Source organism: Spiroplasma sp. AdecLV25b (genome assembly GCF_030913225.1).
Classification (GTDB): Bacteria; Bacillota_I; Bacilli_A; order Mycoplasmatales; family VBWQ01; genus Spiroplasma_E.
In genome coordinates this window covers 1-21,380 of record NZ_JAQYTS010000004.1, presented here as the reverse complement: position 1 = coordinate 21,380, position 21,380 = coordinate 1, and the positions used below count along the sequence as shown (strand labels likewise).

The 21,380-nt window shown below is 27.7% G+C and carries 18 protein-coding genes and 1 tRNA gene; 1 reads left to right on the top strand and 18 read right to left on the bottom strand.

Annotated features, from left to right (window positions below):
* Window positions 1-85: 85 nt before the first annotated feature.
* The 9 genes from RDJ14_RS00400 to RDJ14_RS00360 all read right to left on the bottom strand — a co-directional run bounded on the left by RDJ14_RS00400 (window position 86) and on the right by RDJ14_RS00360 (window position 9,637).
* A complete protein-coding gene (locus RDJ14_RS00400) occupies window positions 86-700 on the bottom strand; it encodes a hypothetical protein (RefSeq protein ID WP_308149390.1) in 615 nt (204 codons plus the stop codon).
* Between the two features lie 587 nt (window positions 701-1,287).
* Window positions 1,288-2,601: a hypothetical protein gene (locus tag RDJ14_RS00395; RefSeq protein WP_308149389.1), complete on the bottom strand. Its 1,314-nt coding sequence runs from the start codon at window positions 2,599-2,601 to the stop codon at window positions 1,288-1,290.
* A 209-nt stretch (window positions 2,602-2,810) separates the two neighbouring features.
* The gene (locus tag RDJ14_RS00390) at window positions 2,811-2,960 is read right to left on the bottom strand and encodes a lipoprotein (protein ID WP_308149388.1); all 150 of its coding nucleotides are present in this window, start codon (window positions 2,958-2,960) and stop codon (window positions 2,811-2,813) included.
* Between the two features lie 31 nt (window positions 2,961-2,991).
* A complete protein-coding gene (locus RDJ14_RS00385) occupies window positions 2,992-4,830 on the bottom strand; it encodes an MATE family efflux transporter (protein WP_308149387.1) in 1,839 nt (612 codons plus the stop codon).
* 136 nt (window positions 4,831-4,966) lie between these two features.
* Complete coding sequence (locus RDJ14_RS00380; RefSeq protein ID WP_308149386.1) at window positions 4,967-6,373, bottom strand: ABC transporter permease subunit; 1,407 nt, start codon at window positions 6,371-6,373, stop codon at window positions 4,967-4,969.
* 2 nt (window positions 6,374-6,375) lie between these two features.
* Window positions 6,376-7,461, bottom strand: a complete 1,086-nt coding sequence (locus RDJ14_RS00375; protein WP_308149385.1) for an ABC transporter ATP-binding protein — start codon at window positions 7,459-7,461, stop codon at window positions 6,376-6,378.
* Window positions 7,462-7,740: 279 nt separating this feature from the next.
* Window positions 7,741-7,817: transfer RNA gene (locus tag RDJ14_RS00370), tRNA-Ile, on the bottom strand.
* 246 nt (window positions 7,818-8,063) lie between these two features.
* Window positions 8,064-8,603: a hypothetical protein gene (locus tag RDJ14_RS00365; protein WP_308149384.1), complete on the bottom strand. Its 540-nt coding sequence runs from the start codon at window positions 8,601-8,603 to the stop codon at window positions 8,064-8,066.
* A 5-nt stretch (window positions 8,604-8,608) separates the two neighbouring features.
* Window positions 8,609-9,637 carry a hypothetical protein gene (locus RDJ14_RS00360; RefSeq protein WP_308149383.1) on the bottom strand — a complete coding sequence of 343 codons (1,029 nt, stop codon included), beginning with the start codon at window positions 9,635-9,637 and terminating at the stop codon, window positions 8,609-8,611.
* 397 nt (window positions 9,638-10,034) lie between these two features.
* Here RDJ14_RS00360 and rpsD point away from each other — a divergent pair, with 397 nt between their 5' ends.
* On the top strand, window positions 10,035-10,646 hold the full coding sequence (gene rpsD, locus RDJ14_RS00355) for a 30S ribosomal protein S4 (RefSeq protein ID WP_308149382.1): 612 nt from the start codon (window positions 10,035-10,037) through the stop codon (window positions 10,644-10,646).
* A 30-nt stretch (window positions 10,647-10,676) separates the two neighbouring features.
* Here the strand turns inward: rpsD and RDJ14_RS00350 are convergent, their stop codons facing one another.
* The 9 genes from RDJ14_RS00350 to hprK form a co-directional block, all read right to left on the bottom strand.
* Window positions 10,677-11,402 carry an ankyrin repeat domain-containing protein gene (locus RDJ14_RS00350; protein WP_308149381.1) on the bottom strand — a complete coding sequence of 242 codons (726 nt, stop codon included), beginning with the start codon at window positions 11,400-11,402 and terminating at the stop codon, window positions 10,677-10,679.
* 286 nt (window positions 11,403-11,688) lie between these two features.
* On the bottom strand, window positions 11,689-12,753 hold the full coding sequence (locus RDJ14_RS00345; RefSeq protein WP_308149380.1) for a hypothetical protein: 1,065 nt from the start codon (window positions 12,751-12,753) through the stop codon (window positions 11,689-11,691).
* A 12-nt stretch (window positions 12,754-12,765) separates the two neighbouring features.
* The gene (gene tyrS, locus RDJ14_RS00340; RefSeq protein ID WP_308149379.1) at window positions 12,766-14,382 is read right to left on the bottom strand and encodes a tyrosine--tRNA ligase; all 1,617 of its coding nucleotides are present in this window, start codon (window positions 14,380-14,382) and stop codon (window positions 12,766-12,768) included.
* Window positions 14,383-14,757: 375 nt separating this feature from the next.
* Window positions 14,758-16,236: a hypothetical protein gene (locus RDJ14_RS00335; RefSeq protein ID WP_308149378.1), complete on the bottom strand. Its 1,479-nt coding sequence runs from the start codon at window positions 16,234-16,236 to the stop codon at window positions 14,758-14,760.
* Window positions 16,237-16,447: 211 nt separating this feature from the next.
* A complete protein-coding gene (locus RDJ14_RS00330) occupies window positions 16,448-16,756 on the bottom strand; it encodes a helix-turn-helix transcriptional regulator (RefSeq protein ID WP_308149377.1) in 309 nt (102 codons plus the stop codon).
* Window positions 16,757-16,794: 38 nt separating this feature from the next.
* Window positions 16,795-17,742: a DNA-binding protein WhiA gene (gene whiA / locus RDJ14_RS00325; protein ID WP_308149376.1), complete on the bottom strand. Its 948-nt coding sequence runs from the start codon at window positions 17,740-17,742 to the stop codon at window positions 16,795-16,797.
* Window positions 17,743-17,766: 24 nt separating this feature from the next.
* Window positions 17,767-18,732 carry a thioredoxin-disulfide reductase gene (trxB, locus tag RDJ14_RS00320; RefSeq protein WP_308149375.1) on the bottom strand — a complete coding sequence of 322 codons (966 nt, stop codon included), beginning with the start codon at window positions 18,730-18,732 and terminating at the stop codon, window positions 17,767-17,769.
* Entirely contained in the window at window positions 18,716-19,924 is a 1,209-nt protein-coding gene (locus RDJ14_RS00315; RefSeq protein ID WP_308149374.1) for a prolipoprotein diacylglyceryl transferase family protein, read from the bottom strand. Before RDJ14_RS00315 ends, trxB begins: the two co-directional genes overlap by 17 nt.
* A 36-nt stretch (window positions 19,925-19,960) precedes the next feature.
* A complete protein-coding gene (hprK, locus tag RDJ14_RS00310; protein ID WP_308149373.1) occupies window positions 19,961-20,905 on the bottom strand; it encodes an HPr(Ser) kinase/phosphatase in 945 nt (314 codons plus the stop codon).
* Window positions 20,906-21,380: the final 475 nt, after the last annotated feature.

Genomic DNA, 21,380 nt, shown 5'->3' with positions numbered 1-21,380 from the left:
TTATTAACTATAAGAATTTTAAAATTAATTTTAGATAAGATTAACCTACCAACTTTTAAGTATGGTATAATAAATTAAACTAAATTTATTTGATATGAGAAATATTGCTCTGTAAAAATAAATTTACACAAGATTCGGGACTTAACCTTGTCTTATTAAGAGTATCATTTAAAGTTGTTTCATCAACCAAATTTAAACTATCGTATCTTGTCATAGTTTGAATATTACTTTGCTGTGTTGTTAAATGATTTTTAAAACTTGAATTATTATTTATTAATTCTGTATTTAATAATTTTTTTTCATATTTTTGAATTAAATTAGGTACAAATTCATCACTAAGTTCCGCTTTTTTGTTTATTAACATTTCATCATATTTTTTTCAAATATTTCACGACACTCTGTTGCTATACCATCAAAAAACATTATTAATTTTATCTTTACTAGCATTAATACTAGAAGATTTAAAATAATCATAAATTCTATTTAAAATCGTTATTTCTCGCATTTTATCCAACGTGTTTCAAATTTTGAAAACACTTTTATCATTTTCTGCATCAGAAACATCATTAATAGAAGTATTAAAAATTGCGTATATTATTTTACTACCCTCTTCTAATGCTTCAAGTGGAAAATTTTCAATAAATAATAAGACTTTTTTATAATCTAAGTAACTATTTACTTGATAATGATGAAACTTCATAAAAATTTTTTCATATAATCATTAACTTTTTGTTGTTTTTCAACAGATAACTCATGAATGATTAATGGTCTATTTTTTTGAGGCATTTTTATCTCTTTCTTTTTTTAAATTTTTATTCTAAACATGAAACTAAAACCATCAAGATCGTTATTTTTCAAAAAATGATGTAAACACAAACCAATTTGAATCAACATGGAAACATATATACAAAACCTTCAGAACACACATTAGAGTTTCAAACAAAATGTGCATTTATGTACTAAAATTTCGATTTTAATTATGCACACCAAATAATTAAATAAAAAATACCCTTCGATAGTACTATAACCTCGAAAAGTATACTCAACTTATATTTAATTACACTTATATTATACTTTTTACTTTTAAAAATACAATAGAGTTTTTTTATTCCTGAGGATATTGAATTTTACTTTCTGTATCATTAACAATCAATATCATTTGATTTTATTCTTGAATGCCTTTAGGTTAAATTCAATTTTTTGACAAAACAAAAACTTTATGTCTTCAAAATTATTTGTCACAAATTCAAAAACAAAATATTAAATTTAACTAATGATAACCAAGTTTTATTTTTTATCTTTTCAAGATTTTTCTTTAAAAACGTTTTCTTTACCATTATAAGTGACAGTTGTTTTTCATTTCGGATAATTATTTGCTTTACTAATAGTGTTGGTATTGTTTAAAGGTACTAAATTACTAATAGTATTAGTACCCCCAGATGATAACGGTTTTTGATGAATAATGGTTCAGTTAAAACTTTTAATATCATCGTTTAAACGAACATGATTAAGGAAACTATTTTTGTACATTAAAGCACCAGCATAATCTTTACGATAGAGTGAAGGGTTAAAATTAGGAATGATTTCACCTTTATTTCATACCTCCTCAATTTGTTGACTAGACCATACCATTTCACCTGTTGCTAGCACTGGTTGAGAAGATTGTTGATTAGATACAGGAGTATTTGGGACTGCTACTGATGGTTGGGAAGGAGGTTGTTGATTAAATACAGGAGTATTTGGAACTATTGGAATAACTGGTACTGGGGATTGAGTGGGAGATTGAGGTAAAGAAGAGTTATTAGTAATAACAATATTAATCCCTTGTTGACCAACAGGAGTACTTGGTGAACTTTGACCGCTAGTGATATGATTGGCATCTGTAGCTACCATTTCTGCTTTAGGTTCAACAAATGGTATTGGTTGCGAACTTGGTTCTGAAAAAAGTGACATGCCTTGACTAACTAATGACTTGTTTTCCTTAGCCTTGTTAACAACGGGAATTTCTAATTCAAACATCTTTTTCTTATTTCTAAAACTTGTAAAGATTAATAATGTACAAAATATCACTAAAACCACACAATAAAGCATTTCCAAACCTATAGGAATAGCAAAAAATAAAATATCAACGATATTATCTTTATTAACAACATAATTGTAAAATTCACAATAACCAAAAATACCAAATAAAACAGCACCAGTAATTAATAATGTTGAAATTACGAGCATTAAAATTCCTAAAATTAATGTAACTATACTTTTCTTTTTTAAAAAGATGAAGGGAAAAGTAGTAATTCCTAATGTGACAATTGCAAGACCTAAAATAGCAATTGTTAAATTTTGAAATGTAATATCAAAGTTAATACCCTTCTTAGTAATTACTGTATTAACAATAGTAATTATCTCTTCAATGTTACTTTTAAAAACCGTTAATCATAATATTCAACCAACAATAAAGGTAATACTCATTAATGTTGAACTAATAATAATACCACCGCGAATAAAACCTTTAATATTATTTCTAACCACTGTTGTGACAACTTCAGTAGTTGGGTCTATGTTAGTAGTATTATTTTGTTGCCCAATAATTTGTTTTTCCATAATAAAACCTCATAACATCTACAACTATATATAATGAATTTTATCATAAAAAAGGTTATAAGATGGTTATGACCCAAATAAGGAAATTGTCTTTGCTTTTGTAAAAAGTAGTGATAAACTAGTTTTTTATAGAAAAAAACATATATATAGTGAATTTTAAGCAATTTTTATTGGTTAAATAAATTTATGGGTGTTGATTATTAATATTATTAACACTTTATAATGCTTGGAATTTTATTTGAAATATCAATTTTTATTGATGGTGAAATTGGTTTTTCTCCTTTATCACATGCTACAATACTGATACTAGTTATTATGCTTAAAAAAGTTGTTCCTAACATACTTAGTATTTTTTTCATATTTTAATAACCCCCTTAATGTTTTTTTAAATTAAAAGTTAGCAATCTTCATTTTATCTTTAGATTTTCCTTGTTCACTAGTAACAATAACAATTGGTGGTGGTGTTTCGGGATATGGTTTGTTCATATTACCAGCTAAGTTCCGTGCTCATTTTCCATAATGATAAATAAATCATACTAATATCATTTTCACCACATCAGCAGTACGCATAATTCCATAAATAAAAATAATATCTAAAGGATTATATTTTACTTGTAAAAATAAAGCTAAAACTGTAAAAATTCAAGTAAAACAACTGTCTACTAATAAAACTGTAATTCCTAATCCTCCAGCTCTAAATGCATAAATACAAGTATATAAAATAGTATATGCACTAAATACCATAGCATCAATTCGCATCATTCAACTAGAAATTCGTAAAGCTTCATTTGTAGCACTAAATAATAATTGTGGTAAAAAGAATGAAGAAAGTACTAGTAAACCAGCAAAGCCTAATGACACCATAAATCCTAATCGAATTAAATGTTTGGCATTATATTTAGCACCAACTATATCATTAGCACCTAACCGATTAGCAATCAACACCGAGGAGGCAATACCAAATCCAATATAAAGTGTATAAAACATAGTATTAATTGTTGAAGCAATGGCTGAACCACTTAATGAGTCAAAACTTCATTGCGAAATTAAACGAATAATCATCGTTGAAGCGATAGCAAATGATAAATCATTCAACATTAATGGCCATGCTTTAATTAAAATCTTTTTAAATAAATCACGTCTAATTTTAAACATTTTTAAAATCTTAGGTTGAAATTCATACTTTTTCCACATCACAAAGCCACTAATTAATGCCAGTTGCACAATCCGTGCTGTTAATGTTGCAACTGCTGAACCTCTAGCGCCAATTCCACCAATCGCACCTAAACCATTAATTAAAATTAAGTTTAATAAAAAGTTAATGATTACTGATACGAATGTTAACAATAACGGAATGTAACCACGCTTGGTTTCACGAAATACTGAAACAAAAGCAAAGTTAATTCCTAACAACGGATAAGAAAAGACAATTAACTGATTATAACTAGCTCCTTGAATAGTAGCTAATTGAGCAGAACGATATTCATAGTAACGTAAAATGATTTGTGTAAATTGCACATCATCTTTAGCAATACCCCTAGCATTTATAAAGTTAGTAATATCATTTGTAACATATGGATTATTATAATCAAGAATATTTTTTAAATGCTCAATGTCATTGTTAGCTAAACCTTTAGCATTACACAATTCATTAAACTTCTCCAAAGCTGTTGCAGGACTTGTTGTATAAGAGATTAAATAAGTTCCAATCGTATAAGACAAAATAATAACTAATGTCCCAACTAAGAAACCAAAAATAATTTTCATTCGTACTGTTTGTCGTAAAGAACCATATCGACCAGCACCATAAAACTGGGCACCAAAGATGCCCACCGCATTAATAAAACCACCCATGATGGCAAAGATAATAACAAAGATTTGATTAGAACCTGTAACTCCCGATACGGCGATTTGACCTGCTGAATAATGTAATTGAAAAAAATGTTCTAAACCATTATTAACCCATCAATCTTTCTTTTCTCATAACCCTAAATCAGTAAAAATAGTTTTAATATGAGCATTCATGGGGTTTAAATCTGGAATAAACCTATCACTTAAATTACCAACCATAATATTATCTAATAAGTTCATAGATGCTGATAATATTTGTTGTAAAACAGCAGGGATAATAACCATCAATGCTAATAAATATCATTTTTTAGTAGCAAAGAAACTGCTAACTTTATGAGGTTGTGATTTATTACTAATTTTAAATCCAATATGTTTCATTTTTTCACCCTCATAAATAAACTATATTATTATTAATAATACATGATTTCATTAAGAAAAATTAGAATATAGATAAAGTAAAAAACCAACAGTTTCTGCTGTTGGTTTTAAATATTAAATGATAATTATTGGTAATTTATGCAAAGTCTTTACGGTTAAAAACAAATCATGATGAAGCAAACAAGATTAATCCAATAATAAGGTAAACAGTTAAATCAGCAGTGAAACTAATAATTTTACTATCAGCTTTCTTACTTGTATCTACTTGATATTCGCCATTTGCATTTTTCTTTCAACTAAATAAGTAAGGGTCATAATTGCTAGTATATTTTCCAGAATCAATAAAACGTCCACCATCTGGTGTTGAGATACCATCTCAAATGTATCCTAAATGATAAAAAATGTTTAAGTAACGTAGTACTTTAGTTTTTAACAATTGACTATTAGAAACTTCATATTCTTTTTGCGTAATTGTTTCAGTAAGACCATCAATCATATCTTTAACTGAGTAATCAACTTTATTTTGCCCAGCATTAGAAGAACCACCAGTAGGAAGGGGCCCTACACGTTCACCAGTTAATAATTGATTAAAACTTTGTTGGTTTCATTGGCGAAAAACGTTAGCAACAGCAAGAATATGTTTAGTTAAATCAAGATTAATACTCCCTGTTGGTGGTATTTCACCTTTAGCGATTTTAGTAACAAATTCTTGTTCTAACTTATAATTATAATCAGTAGGATAATTTACACCATTGATATATTCAGTATAAATTGCTGTAAGATCATCAGTAATTAGTTTTTTAGTATTAGTAGTACCATCAGCAATATAACTATCTAACCATGTTAAATCTGAAGCATTAAGTTTACTTTTAGCAGTGCTATAAACAGCAGCAGCTTGTGAGGCTTGCATATATTCATTAGTTGGTGCAGCTATTTGGTTCATAATTAAAGATGATAATATTTGCAATAATGCTGCAAAACCAATCATAATAGCAATAATAGCTTTGGCATTCATTACTAATGATAATAAAATAGCAATTGATGAAACAATTAAATCAAAAATAATGCCTACACCAAATAAAATTCACATATAAGGAAACATTTTACTATAAATAGCTCCTGAACCAATGCCAGGAATGGCAATAAAAATACCAGAAATGAAAATTGATAAAAATATAAATAAAAGTATCATAGTTTGTAAAGATAATAATTTTTCTGTTCAAATTTTAGTTCTACTAACTGGTTTTGAAACTAAAATTAATAATGTTCCATCATCAATTTCATCACGAAATACTTGCGTTGCTTTAACAGCAATAAAGATAAACAATATTAAACCTAAAAATATTTGAAATACTGACATCTTTCAAATAGGTAAATAAAAAATTAACACTCCTTCAGCTGAAAAAGAACTAATAACATCACTACCAAGTGATGTCAATGGTAATGAATTAAAAAGTGCTAAAAAAGCAACAGTCATCACAAGAATAATTCAAGTCGATGGCGTTAATAACATTTTTTTAAACGTATAACGAAATATTGGCATCTCTACTTATCTCCTTTCTGGCTACCTTGCTTAGCTTCCATAACAATGCGTTCATACATTGTTTGCAAATCAACGGTATATGGTTTTAAATCAGTAATAATAATATGAGCATGAAAAGCAAGTTCTAAGACTTTAGCAACTTCAACTTCGGTTTTAATATTTACTAATAAACGTTGTTCATGAACTTCAGTGTGAAATTTATTATCTAATAATATTTTCATTAACTTATCATTACTATTAGTAGTGCTTATTTCATACATGCTGTCACTCTTGTTAACAGTACCACTATAAACAACCTTACTATAGTTTAAAACAGTAACTTCATCAGTTAGATGTTGCAATTCAGATAAAATATGAGAGGAAATAAAAACAGTTTTTCCTTGGTCACGTAATTTTTTTAAATCATTAAATAATTCTGTTCTGGCTGTTGGGTCTAAGTTAGCAGCAGGTTCATCTAAAATTAGAACATCAGGATTATTAAGCAATGATTGTGCTAATAATATCTTTTTCTTCATTCCTAAAGAATAAGCATTAGGATTACGTTTTTTAAATTTTCATAAATCTAATCCCTTTAAGATTTCTTCTGTTTTTGTTTTGGCCATTTTATAAGTTAAACCACTAATTTGACCCATTGATACTAAATAGTCATAAGTAGTAATTCGTTTGGGAAATCTGGCAGCTTCGGGAATATATCCGATTTGTTTTTTAGCTTCAACTGTTCATGAACGTTTACCATGAACAATTAAGTCACCTTTTGTTTCCACCATGGCGCTAACTAAACACTTAATAGTAGTAGTCTTACCTGAACCATTGGGGCCAATAAAACCGTGAATAGTGCCTTTTTTAACTTTAATAGTAGTATTGTCAACAGCTTTAAATTTTTTAAAGATTTTACTAAAATCCCGAATTAAAATAGCATATTCAGCATCTTCAGGATTAACTATTACATTGCGGTTATAACGACTAAAAAAGTTTTTAATAGGTGAATTTTTGGCACCAGATGAATTTTTAGTATCAGGAGTTGGTGACATTATATTAGTTGATACTGGTTGATTATCAGTATCAACTACTTGATTTTTTTCTTCCATCTTATTCCTCCTCAATGTTACTTGAACTTAAATGTAGTCTGCAATATTCAAAATAATATGTTTTAACTCAGATATAACAAAACTATTTGTAATAAGTTTTTTCACAATATCTATATTATTTTACACGATGTTGTAGAATTAACAAATTTATGAATCGGTCTTCAAAATTTTATATAGTTCAGGTGGTATCTTTTATATCATATTTTCTTATCTAAAATTAAGTTTGATTATAAAAAAAACAAACAGTTATGTTTATTTAATAAAGTTTTTTTAAATTAATGGTGGGGCTAAATGGACTTGAACCATCGACCTCACGCTTATCAAGCGTGCGCTCTGACCTGCTGAGCTATAGCCCCGAAAAGAGACAACAGAGATATTATATATTTGTTCAATAATGATTGCAATAACTATTATCAATATTTTTTAAAATTTTGTCATTATCTTATGATAATGTCTCAATCTAAGGTTAAAATAATACCTATTAAATTTTCGCACTTGAAATTACAATAAAGAATTTACATGACCCTTTTTTTATTTTTTTAGATTTACAATTCAAATAATAAAATAATCAGTCTTTCTAAGACAAAGACTGATTATTAAAGTTAATTATTTTCAATGAGATTGCTATTTTCTAAGTTATCTTTTCCTTTCAAGATTTTATTATTAAGTTTGACAATAGTTTTTTTAATATTATTGTAATAAGTAAAAATGAAAGTAAATAATAAAACACTAACTGCTCCCATTGTTACACCAATGGTTAAAAAGACAAATGGATTCGTACTAATATCATTAAACAACTTATAAAAAGCAAAAATTAAATTAATTAAAATAATTAATGGAATGACAATTAAACATAAGTACTTAAATCATTTATGTCACTTTATAGCAGAATACTTGTTATTAAATTCAGCAAGGTCATCATAACATTTTCAAATTAGAATGGTACCAATTAATTCAAAGATACCGATTATCATTTGTCAAATTCCAGCAACTCAAGTGGCTAAACCATCAATTAACGAACCACTGTTATTAAAACAGAAAATAATTCCCATTGCAAACCCACTAATTATTGTTAATAATAATGCTTGATAACGTTTAATTTGATATCTACTAATTAATGGATTAACGACAGCTTCGGCCATGGTAATTAACGAAGATATACCACAAAGAACACTGATAAGAAAAAGAATACTGCTAACATATGGCTCAAAAACGATAAGCCTGTTTGTTGGGTAATGATAGCAAAAATTTGAGGAAATACTTGAAAGATTAAAGTTGGACCAGGCACAAATACTTCATCAATCGATTTACCTGCCTGATGAGCAATAACTCCAAGCGCGCCAAATACAGTACAAGCTGTTAGTAATGCTACCACTATTGTCCCAAACATAATAATTAATCCTTTATTAGTATTACTTTTACCAACTGGAGCACAACTAGAAAAGATAATAATTGCTCCAGTACAAGTGGAAAGCATAAAGAATGCTTGACCAAAGGCATCAGTTCAGATACTACTTGTTAATAATGACTTACCATGAAAAGCAAACATTGTTTGCAAACCATTAGTAGCACCAGGTAATGTTAAAACATAAATCATCATTAAGACAATCATTACAAACAGTCCAGGAATAAAAATCTTATTAGCTAAATCAATTCCTTTTACTACTCCGCCTAATAAAATGATTCCTGTTAGTATTCACACAACAATTAAACTGATTAAAACTCAAGGGCTAATATTTCCTAGTTGACTGAAGTTTTGAGGATTGCTATTAGTTTGTTCAATTAGTTTATCTAAGAAAAAACCGTTTTGATTTAAACCTGGTAAAAAAGCCATAACTAATGCCAATAGTGACCAAGCAACTAAGACACTATAAAAAACACTCATTAATCACACAACTGCTGTTTGTAAAAAGTCAAAGAATGTGCCTGGAACTTTAGCTAAGTCAGTGAAAATATCAACATGATTTTTTTGATATTTATTACCTAAATTAATTTCAATTAATAAAATTGGTAAGGCACAAACTATCAAGGCAATGAAAAATGGGATTAAAAACATCCCACCGTGTTTATTCATTTGCGTAGGAAATCCTCAAATTCCACCTAAACCAACGGCAGCGCCTAATACTGACATGATAAAACCTCAAGCTGTAATGTTGATCTTTTTTTGCTTTCTCATAAATATAGCACCCAACTTTCATAAAATAGTAATATTAACATATTAAATATGAATTTTATAGAAAATATTCATAATTTTAATTACAGAGATAGTTCATATCGTTTTCTGTTATCTAAATGATAACAACACAGCAAATTAGTTACGGAATACATCTAATTTACACCTATTGACAAAAACACCTACTTACCTTATAATTAACAGGCATTCACAAAAGCAGCAAATAAGTATTATTAAGTTGCAAATAGTTTACCCAAAGATTATTCTTTTTATTAGCAAAACTCTAAAGTTCTACTAATTTCAATAGTAACCAGTGCTGTTCTGGCGAACTGTAAACTGTCTTAATAAGAACTTATTAAAGTCTCTTTGTGTTTGTATACAATCTCAAGGAGGACTTATTATGTCAAGATATACAGGTCCAGTGTTCAGAAAATCAAGAAGATTAAACTTCTCAATTCTTGAAACTGGCAAAGAATTTGCTAAAGGTAAGAAACGTACTTTCGCTCCTGGTCAACATGGGCAAAAAAGAATCAAACTTTCTAACTTTGGTTTACAATTACAAGAAAAACAAAAAATTCGTTTCACTTATGGTTTAAACGCACGTCAAATGAAAAACTTATTTGATGAGTCAAAAAATACACATGGTGTTACTGGAACTAACTTGTTAATTTTCTTAGAATCAAGATTAGATAATATTGTTTATCGTTTAGGACTATCTTTAACAAGAAACGGTGCTCGTCAATTAGTAAACCATGGCCATGTTTTAGTTAACGGTAAAAAAGTAAATATTGCTTCATATCGTGTTAAACTTGGTGATAAAGTTACCCTAACGGAAAAAGCGCAAAAGAATGCAAAAATTCTTGAAGCTATTGCTACAAATGCATCAACATTGCCTTTTGTTGAATTTAACAAAAAATCATTTGTTGGAACATATGTGCGTCATCCATTACGTGAAGAACTAAATACTGATATTAATGAAGCATTAGTTGTTGAATCATACGGTCGCAGTTAATTTTTTATTTTAATTAAATTTTGGGTTTGTTTATAAAGTGGGGCGTGAGAATTGGGTTTTTGTAGTTTCAGGTAGTGATGAGCTATTTATTTCCTGAAAATCTAGATTAGATTTAAGTGTATCATCTTTAACAGTAGTAACTGATGAAGCAACTTTTTTATTTTCATTTTCTTTTTGTTCACTACTAGTAAGAGCAGCAATTAAAGTTTTTTTAAACTCAGGTTTTGCATTCATAAAAATTCCCAATATGTCTGATTTTCCTTTTTCAAGAGCATCAGCAATTAAATAAGCTTTTATTTCATCAGCATATTCTTCTATTAAGAATTTAACTGCTTCTATTTTTTCGTCTTGAACAGCATAACGTAAAGCAACATTTATATCAGCACCATATTTTTTTAATACTTCAACTGCTACTTGATTTCCCTCTTGAACAGCTTTTACTAAAACAGCTTCTTTATCAATATAAATTATTACATGATTTATTAAGAAGTTAACTGCTACTTCATCACCATTTTTAGCAGCAATATATAAAGCATCATTTATATCAGCACCATATTCTTTTAATAATTTAATCATGTTTGTTAAATTACTTACTTGTGGGCTAAAAGTATAAATTAAAGGAGTAATACCATCTTCATTTTTATAATTAACATCAGCACCTGCATCTATTATCTCTTTAATTTTGTCTTTTTCACCTGATTCAATTGCTTTTCTTAACAGACTATCTAATTTTTTCTTCTTTTCTTCTCCTTTCAAAATAAAAACCATTTACTTTTAAAATTAAAATATGTTTTTTCTCCTAATAAAATAAAAACCCCTTAAGAAAATTATAAAATTTTCAGGGGTTTTCACAACTTATATTAAGATATATGAATAATAACATTAATATTATGAGAAATAAATATTTTTTTTAATAATTTTTCAAAGATTTCCAACACTACTGCTAAATTATCATTAACAAACAATATAATCATATTGGTACTACACTTTAAACCCTTCTTTAACTTTATTTAAACGCTTTTTGATAATTTCATCAGCTTTACTAAGCCCGCATTCTAATTCTTTGTTCTAATGCAAGAACTACCTTAGATTTAGCATCTGAATTGTTAATAGCACTAATAAAATTAATAAGAAACGGTTTTAATTCATTATAATGCAACTTATATTTAGCAGTAGTAGCAATTTTTGGAACATCTTTTAAATCATTAACAAGTGCTTGCGAGGTTTCTGGATAGAGGTTAATAGTGTGTTGAAATGCCAATAATAAGGGTGTCATAAACTGAATATCCAAAAAGCTATTAATTAAATGTTCACTTAAAGTATTAGCAATGATTTGCTTATTAAAATCAATTTGACCACCTGCTTTAATATCTTCTAGGGCTTTATCAATAGTAAAGTTTTCATCAGTTTTTAGCACTATAACCATTCGTAAATTAGTAATTGCACCATAGTTAGTAGCAGCAATTAAACCATCACCTGCGGCTTTTATCACGCTATTATTTTGATAACCAGCAATCATAGTATTAATATCACTACTTAACAAATTGAAAAAGGGAATATTATTATCAATACCACCAAAAAATTTATACATAAATGAATTTTCAGGAATTTCATTTTTATTTATTCCAAAGCCAACAGTTTTATTACCAAAAATAGAAGTTGACATCATAACAATTAATAATGCTCCCACTACGCTCATGCGTGCTAAGTTAATAATTGCCCCAAATGTAGCATTAATACCTTTATGCTTAATCTTATATTTCTTTAATATTGTAAGACGCAAAAGCAAATATATTGCTCAAAATAAAAAATTAACACCTGTAATTCAAACTATAACATAAACGATAAATCCTATATTATCAACTAATAAGTTACGAAAGGGGGTAAAGTTAGCATCTAAATTATTAAATAACGGCAGTATTCATACTTTAAAATACCCTAGTAGTAAAGATTTAAATACTAACATCAATCCAATAGCTAATAAATTACCACAACTAATAAAAACTAATGCACGACCACCAATAAAAAGTCCAGTAACCAAGCCAAATACTAGTATTCCTACAACAATTAAATCTCAAAATAACGGTGATATATTAACAAAAATCATAGTTAAATCCTTCTATTGATGCACAACTACAAAATAATGACGTTTTCCTTTTTTAATAACAGTTAACCGTTTATTAATAGCATTATTTTTACTAACCATAAAATTAATATCACTAACTTTTTGACCATTAATCATAATCGAATTTTGACCAATTAATTCCCTTGCGATTCGTTTAGAAGCACAAATTTGATTATTAACTAGCACATCAATGATAGTTTCATCTCGTGCTAAATCAAAATGTGGAACATCTTTTAACACTCGTAAAATATCAACAGCTTTCATTTGATGAATGCGATCATGAAATAAAGCATTAGTAATATTAATAGCACTAAAGTAACCTGTTAATTTATGAATAAATACTGTTAATAAACTTGCTAAAATTTTTTGACCGTAATGTTGTTTGATATCACTTTTATGAATTTCTAAAATGCTCGTTATTTGTTGCTGATTAAATAATGTTAATGAATTAAAGAAACTTGCTAAATCTTTATCTTCTTGATTAAATAAAAATTGATATAGTTCGTAAGCAGAAGTTTTGTTTTTATCTAAGAAAATAGCACCTTTTTCACTTTTGCCAAATTTTTCACCATTAGATTTAGTTAGTAAGTTAATAGTAATGCCAGCAGCATTATGGTCATCGCCTTTTTGTTTCCTAATTAACTCTAATCCAGAAGTAATATTACCTCATTGGTCACTACCACCTGATTGGACATAACATTCTTCTTGTGTATATAAATTATAAAAATCATAAGCTTGTAAAACCATATATGAAAATTCAGTATAAGAAATTCCAATTTCTAAACGATTAGCAACCATTTCTTTATTTAACATTTGATTAATAGTAAAATGTTTACCAATATCACGTAAGTAAGTAGTAATAGTTAATGGTGCTAGTCATGTTTGATTATTAACAATTTTCAATGGTTTAATATTTTTATTAACTTCTCCCATTGGTAATCTTGAAAAAGCAATTCAAGTTTGAACAAAGCTATCACAATAATTTAATAATTCTTTAAATGAAGCATTAGGTAAATTATTTTTGATTAATAATCATTTTGAATCTAAATTACAAACTTCATACATTTTTTTCATTAATGGCAATGGCAAATTTAATTCTTCTCATGGTAATGGCAAATTTTTTAAGATAGCAACTAATGTACCATGATATTGGTTGTTTGGGTTAATACTCTTGATAACCATTTCTAATATTTCATATTCTTTATCATCTAATAGTTGATAATTTTTAATTAGTTCTAAACTTGATAACTTTTCAATGCTTTCATAGTTTAGTAATGATGTCAATTGCGTTTTAATTTGTTTAACATTATATTGTAAAACTTTTTCGCTCAATAAAGTACGTTCTTTGCTTTTACCACTAGGGTCCCCAATCATAGCAGTTGTACCACCAATTACGGCAATTGGTTGAAAACCAAAAGTAGCAAAACGGTGAAGTAAAATAATTTGTAATAAATTTCCTAGGTGTAGTGAATCATTGGTTGGATCGAATCCACAATAGATTCCTTTGCCTAATTTACCTGCGTTAATTACTTTATCAATATTACTAATATCTTTTAAAATATTACGTCATTTTAATTCTTCAATAATGTTATTGTTTGTTGTTTTATCCATGGTAACTCCTATTTTTTATTTAAATGTTATCAATTAATAAGTTAATTATAGTTATTATTGTATCATTAGTAATGATATAATTGGAATTCTTATTGATAAGTTTTTGTGTTAACATTCTACCTTATTTAAAATATAAGTTAAGAAAAGTAAAATGTCATGATTATCAAATCATGACACTATTATTTAACATTGTTAACTATTTAATTAAGAAGGTCACTTGGCATCGGCAGAACTAGTAATAGAAAATGCGCATCCAGAATTATTGGATGAATTAAAACTAAAACCAAAAGCATTACCATTGATATTAATCTTCATATATATGCTATTCTTTCTAAATATATCTGTTTCTTTGTAATTATTAAGTATGAACTATTGCTAATGTTTTTTTTGTGTTGAATTTGAAAGATTGGAATTAACTCAAGCGATATTTCCAATAATACTTTGTTTTGCTAAAAACGCAGTTGTTTTATTTGTTATATATTCATAAATTTCTTGTAAACTAACATCATCTTTAACAAAATTATCAAAGTCAGTTGGCGGAATATTAAAGTTAAAAAAATTATGATCTGTAGAGGGATGTCCAGAGTTAAGTTCTGAAATATTTTTAGGATAAATAAACAACGGATTAGCACCAACAAATAATTTATCAACAATATCTAAACTGTCCTGAGTATCCTCAATCCTTGTCTTATCACCACTCACATAATAAGGAATAGATATCGTTTTTAGTTCTAAACCATCAATCGACCAATTAGTAGTTTTATAGTTACCAATGACAAATATTTTATCTGGATTAGTAATTGTTGTTAGTTTGTTATCAGCAATTCATTTGTCTAATACTGTTTGGAAATCATTAAGGCGATTATCAACTGGTGTTTTTCATGCACTATTAAAATCAACTGTTGAATCTAGATGATATTTTAACTTTATCATTGTTAAAGGATTATGATCTATATTATCATAGCTATCATCATTTGTTCCAGTTCTATTCATATAATGATAATCTTTTAAATTAGTTAATTGAGTAGTAGCAATGGTAAGTTTAGGAATTATATTTTCTAGATTAGTTTTAATTTTATTTAAAATATCTGTTTTTTTATTAACAAAACTATCATCAAATGGATTAGCAGTTGTATATTCAACTTTTACTACTCCTTGCTTATCTAATTTTCCCTTAACATCATTAGTAATAAAGTCAACTGCTTGATTTAAATCAGAACCATCATTAGCAAAATACATATCATATGATTGATTAATAGTAGTTGTATTTACTTTGGCATTTTCACCTAAACACGTAAAATCTAATTGTAAATTAGCAGTAAGATGATATCAAGCAGTAATACCATATTTATCTGCATCAAAACCTGCTACACCAAAATCTTTACCTCTTCAAATAAAATTTCTATAAGTTAAGATTTTATCTAAATCATCAGTATTTATCTTTAAAATATCATTCGGATTAATCCCATTAAACAATGGTTTCAATTCTGGATACTTACTAACCAAATTATTACTAATAGTAAGAACTTGTGTTTTTAAAACTTCTAAAAATCCATCAATTGTTGCTTTACCCTTTTTCTCTTTTGGATCAATATTTTTATCCTCAGAAAAACTTTTTAAATATTCTATAATATCTTTACCATTTGTAACATCACTAACCTTTCGTAAGTTTGAACTATCATTAATCAAATTAGCAAACTTAGTTTGAATTTTATCTTGTGCCGTTTGCTTTAACGTTAAATAGTCAGTGTCATCTACTACCGGTGGTGTTTTAGTTCCACCACAAGCTATCACATTCAATGGAACTGGTGTTGTCAATGTTAGTACTGTTAATAACGATAATAGTTTTCTCATAATTTTCTACCTCCTTTACGTGTATTAGACAGAAAGTAACACTCATGTTATGAAACTTTCTTTTTTATATTATATATAATATACATCTATAGTGGCTAAATATGCTAGCATAGGGTATTCTAAACCATGCCCTCTTTAAATATCATTTAAACATAAAAAAAATGAACACCTTTATTATATAAATAGGTGTTCATATATTAATAAATTTTCACTATTCAACGATAATAGCATCGCCTAAACTAATTAAGGCAGATGAATCAACATTATCAAATCCTTGTGCAAAGAATTCACTAATAGTTGAATCTAATCCTTGAATGATTTTTAGAATAGCTACTAATGAAACATTTCTTGTTCCTCTTTCGGCATCTGAAATGTAGTTACGATGTAGTCCACTTGCTTCTCCAAGTTTTTCTTGTGAAAACTTTTTACCTTTTTGATTGCGTAAAACTTTCATTCTTTTCCCAAAAGCGTTTAAAACATCTTGACGGTTTTTGTGTAAAATTGTATTGGTTTTCCCCATATTTTTTTCCTCTAAAATAAATTTTTGGTCATAATAAATTATAATGACTCTTGATACTTCTTCTTAATTTCGCGAATTAAATGGTTAACACCTGATTTAGTAATTACAGAACCAGTTGCTACTTGATAAAGATCACATAATTCCAAAAGTGATACTTCTGGATTTTGTACCCTTAAATTTGATATAGTTTGCGTTTTCAATGATAATTCACTAAAGACTTTTTTGTCTTTTAAAAAATTAATCATTTCAACTTGTTGATTTGCAGCATTTAAAGATTTTTGTTGGTTAGAAATGTCAATATTATTAAAACGATTAATATTATTAAATAATTCTCGCGATATACGTTTATCTTCAAAAGCGAAAACTGCTTGTGGACAATCAATTATTTTTAAAAAGTCAGAAATTGCATTAGATTTTTTTAAATAAAGCACCGTTTTATTACGACGTTTTATTGATTTAAAAGTTAATTTAAAGTTTTGCAATAAAATCTTTTTAATTTTCTTTGCTAACAAATCATCACTAAATTGTAATTCTAAGTGATAATTAGAAGTTGAAGGCGAATTGATTGAACCAACTACAAGAAAGATTCCGGCAATATATGCTCTAGTACAATGCTCTTTTACTAAATGCTGCTGGTTTTTTTCTTTATCAATATAAAGATGTTTTTCTAAAAACATAAGGTCATTAATAATAAAATCAACATTATTATTAATATGAATATTATACACCTTTGGGCGTTCAAATTTGTGTAAAATATCTACTATTATTTTTAAACTGATATCTGGATACTGATTTTTGAAAAACTTATACACTAATCTCGTTGTTCGATTATGGAAACTATGAACTATAATCTCAGAATTTATACCTTGCTGATTTATAATTTTTCCATTAATTAATGTATAGGCAGATAGCAAGGATTTTTGACAACAAGGCTTAAAATTTTTTTGACAAATTTCATCTTTAACTGTTGTTGTAAATGATACCATTACTACCCTCCTAAATTGTACACTTTATTCATTGAAATTATCAATAAAATTTATTAAATATTGTGCAGCAATAGCACCATCATTGACTGCAGTCACGATTTGTCGTAAATTTTTAGCAATTACATCACCGGCAGCGTACAATCCAGGGATTTTTGTTTGACATTTATCATTAGTAATAAAGTAGCCATTACTATCACAAATATCCAATTCTTTAACAAAACTTGTTACCGGGTCTGAACCAATATACGGAAATAACGCATCCGTAGCAACTTCATTTATCACTTTTGTTTTGACATTTTGAATTTTTAATTTAATAACTTTTTTCTTTAAATCATCACCTATTACTTCTGTAACTACATAATCTGTAATTAAAGTAATGTTAGGATGATTTTTAATTTTATTAACGGTTTTTTCATCAGCACGGAACTGGTCTCGACGATGAATTAAATTAACTTGTTTAGTAAATCTTGTTAAATACAATGCTTCTTCGCAAGCAGCATAACCACCACCAACAACGGTAATGATTTTACCTTTAAATAATGCACCATCACAAACAGCACAATAAGATACACCACGATTAGCATATTCTTCTTCACCAGGACAACCAATTTTACGCTCGACAGAACCCGTAGCAATGATAACTGCTTTAGCTGTAATTTTATTACCACCAAGCATGACTACTGTTTTAGATGTATGATTTTTATTATCAATAATAGTTTTTACTTCATCATAAATGAATTCAACTTTTAATTTTTCTACTTGTTGTTGCATTTTTTCTGATAAATCTGGCCCTAAAATATAATCATAACCAGGATAATTTTCAATTTCTGAAGTTTTAATCATTTTTCCACCAACAATATATTTTTCAATAATAGCGGTTTTTAAATTAGCTCTTTGCGCGTAAATAGCTGCGGTCATTCCAGCAGGACCTCCACCAACTACTATTAAATCATAATCATATTTAACTTTATCTTTAGTATGATCTTTCATACAATCATTCTCCTTTACGAAATCTTGATGGAGCAAAAAATTGGGCACATATTGCTAATGTGGCACCAAAAATAACCCATATGGCTGATAATAACATTGATATTGAGACATTACCAATCATCATAATATCACGACTATCACGTAATGGTTCTAAAATCATTCTAATAATACCATAAAAAGCAAAATATAGACTTCCGCATACACCAGTGTATGTTATGCGATATTGATTAGGATTAAATGCGTCGGTTAAAGGTTTGGCATGTGGTTGCATGTAATATTTAAATTTTTGAAATTTTTGTTTGATTTTATCTTTGATATTTCGCTTATATTCCTTGTTAATAATAACACTTTTTAATGGTTTTTTCACAAAATTTTTCACAATATTTGAATTTGGATTAAAATCAAAATAAGCAGTATTTCATGCTTGTTTTTTAAATTGACGATAACCATGATACTTTTTAATAGCTTTTCATGGTAAAACGTAATCTTTTTTAGTAATAGAGTTAGCTTTTAATGGTGAAACAAATTCACCAGCAAATAGTTTTCATGGTTTTCTACTAAACATTTGTCCAGCTTTAGGAACAAAAAAAGTTAAAAATCCTCATCCGAATAACGAAATTATCGATTCGTACAAGAATAATGGTTGTCGATAAACCTTAACTGGATCAGGTTTATCACCAGAATAATGTAAATGATTATTCATTCATGTTGGTAATGAACTAAATGGATGTCCCATATTAGCACCCAATAATTCCTGGTTAAAGAAGTTACCTCATCGTCCAATCGCTTGTCCTAATAAAATATTAGGAATAATACAATCCATAAATACTCACATAGAAATTTGTAATTGCTTTGAAGCACGATAGAAGATAAAGAATCCAACTACCATACCAACTGTTACACCACCTTCAATGGCCATACCACCACGTCAAACAGCAATCACATCAAGGATAGTATCCATATCCTTAGTATCGCTTACAACAAATCATAATCGTGCACCAATAATTCCAGATAATGCTATTACTAGACAACCTCACTCTAAGGTTTTAGTAGGAATATTACGACGATATAATTTAATTCATGAAGCAACAATAGCAACAATAAATCCGATTGCTACTAAGATTGAATAAATGTGAATACCAGTTCCTGGGATATCGTCAATCGCATCATTGTATCCTAAAAAATTAAACATAATATTTCCTTTTTGATAATTTAATGAATAAATTATTTATTTTTTTGTTAAGTCACTAATAATACCTGCTTGAAATTGACTTGTAGCGTCTTGTCCTTCGTTTTTTAATTTTAAACTAATAACGGCTGATTCAATTAAATCAGCTAGATTTCTTCCTGGGCTAACAGGAATGATTGTTTTAGGGATTTTAATTTCAAAATATGTCTCAAAATCATTTTGGTCACCAAGACGGTCAATTTTACTTCAGCCTTCACTTTCAATTCGATTTAAACTAATAATCAAATTAATTTGGCTCTCATGCATTATAACATGATATCCATACATTTTGGTAACATCTAGGATGCCAATTCCCCGAATTTCAATCAAATTTTTGACAGGAGGGTTAACTTTGCCTACTAACTTGTTATTAATCTTTAAAATATCGATGCTATCATCACCAATAAAGAGATGACCATTACGAATTAATTCTAAAGTAGTTTCTGATTTACCAATTCCACTTTCTCCCATAATTAAAACACCATAACCAAAAATATTAACTAATGTACCATGAACACGTTTTATTTCAGCTAAACGTTCAACAATGTAAATAGAAACAGTAGCAGCAAATTCTGAAGTAAAAAATGGAACAGCAATGATAGGGACTGTGGAATTGATTTCTTGGGCAAAAGCACATAATTCTTTAATATATTTAAAATTAGGGGTAACAAAAATTCCTGGAATATGATCTTCTAAAATATTTTTAAAATGATTATTATAATCAGTTTTTTCTAAAGAGGCGATATATTCACTTTCTTTACTACTTAGTAAAATAATTCTGCGGCTACGTGATACTTGTTTAGTTTTAAACCCTGTTAGTTCAAGTCCACCACGGTTAGTTCCAATACTAGAAATAACTCTTTTAGTGATAGGCTCTTTAGAATTTTCGTGTAGAACTTTTAAATTAAAGTTTTCTACAATTTCATTAATGGTAAAGTTGTTCATTTTTATTTCCTACCTTTATTGTAAAGTATTTTTTAAAACTTATAATTATGTAATTAATTATATCTAATATCTGATTAATTATTATTTAATTTGAATTAAATAAAGTTTTTTGGGATTTAAACAAAAAGAAAGATAGTATGGAATAAACATTATCTAATTTAAAATTATCGTTGAGAAATAAATTAGTTTGTAAAAAACCGAGTAACATTTGTAATGATTATTATAATCACCACTTTTAAGTTTTGATGACAAAACAAGAACAGTTATTATCTTACTTTTAAATAAGAAACAGATATAATAAATTTAATCATAAGATAAAAAGTTTTTAACCCATTGGGTTAAGTCTAAGATTGTGTGTAAATTTAAAAAAGTAATAAAAAATGAGCCATATACCCCTCCTTAACAAATATAATTAGTTTGAAAATAAAAACTAGATAGGATGAGAAATATATGACTCCATTAAATTTTACAATAG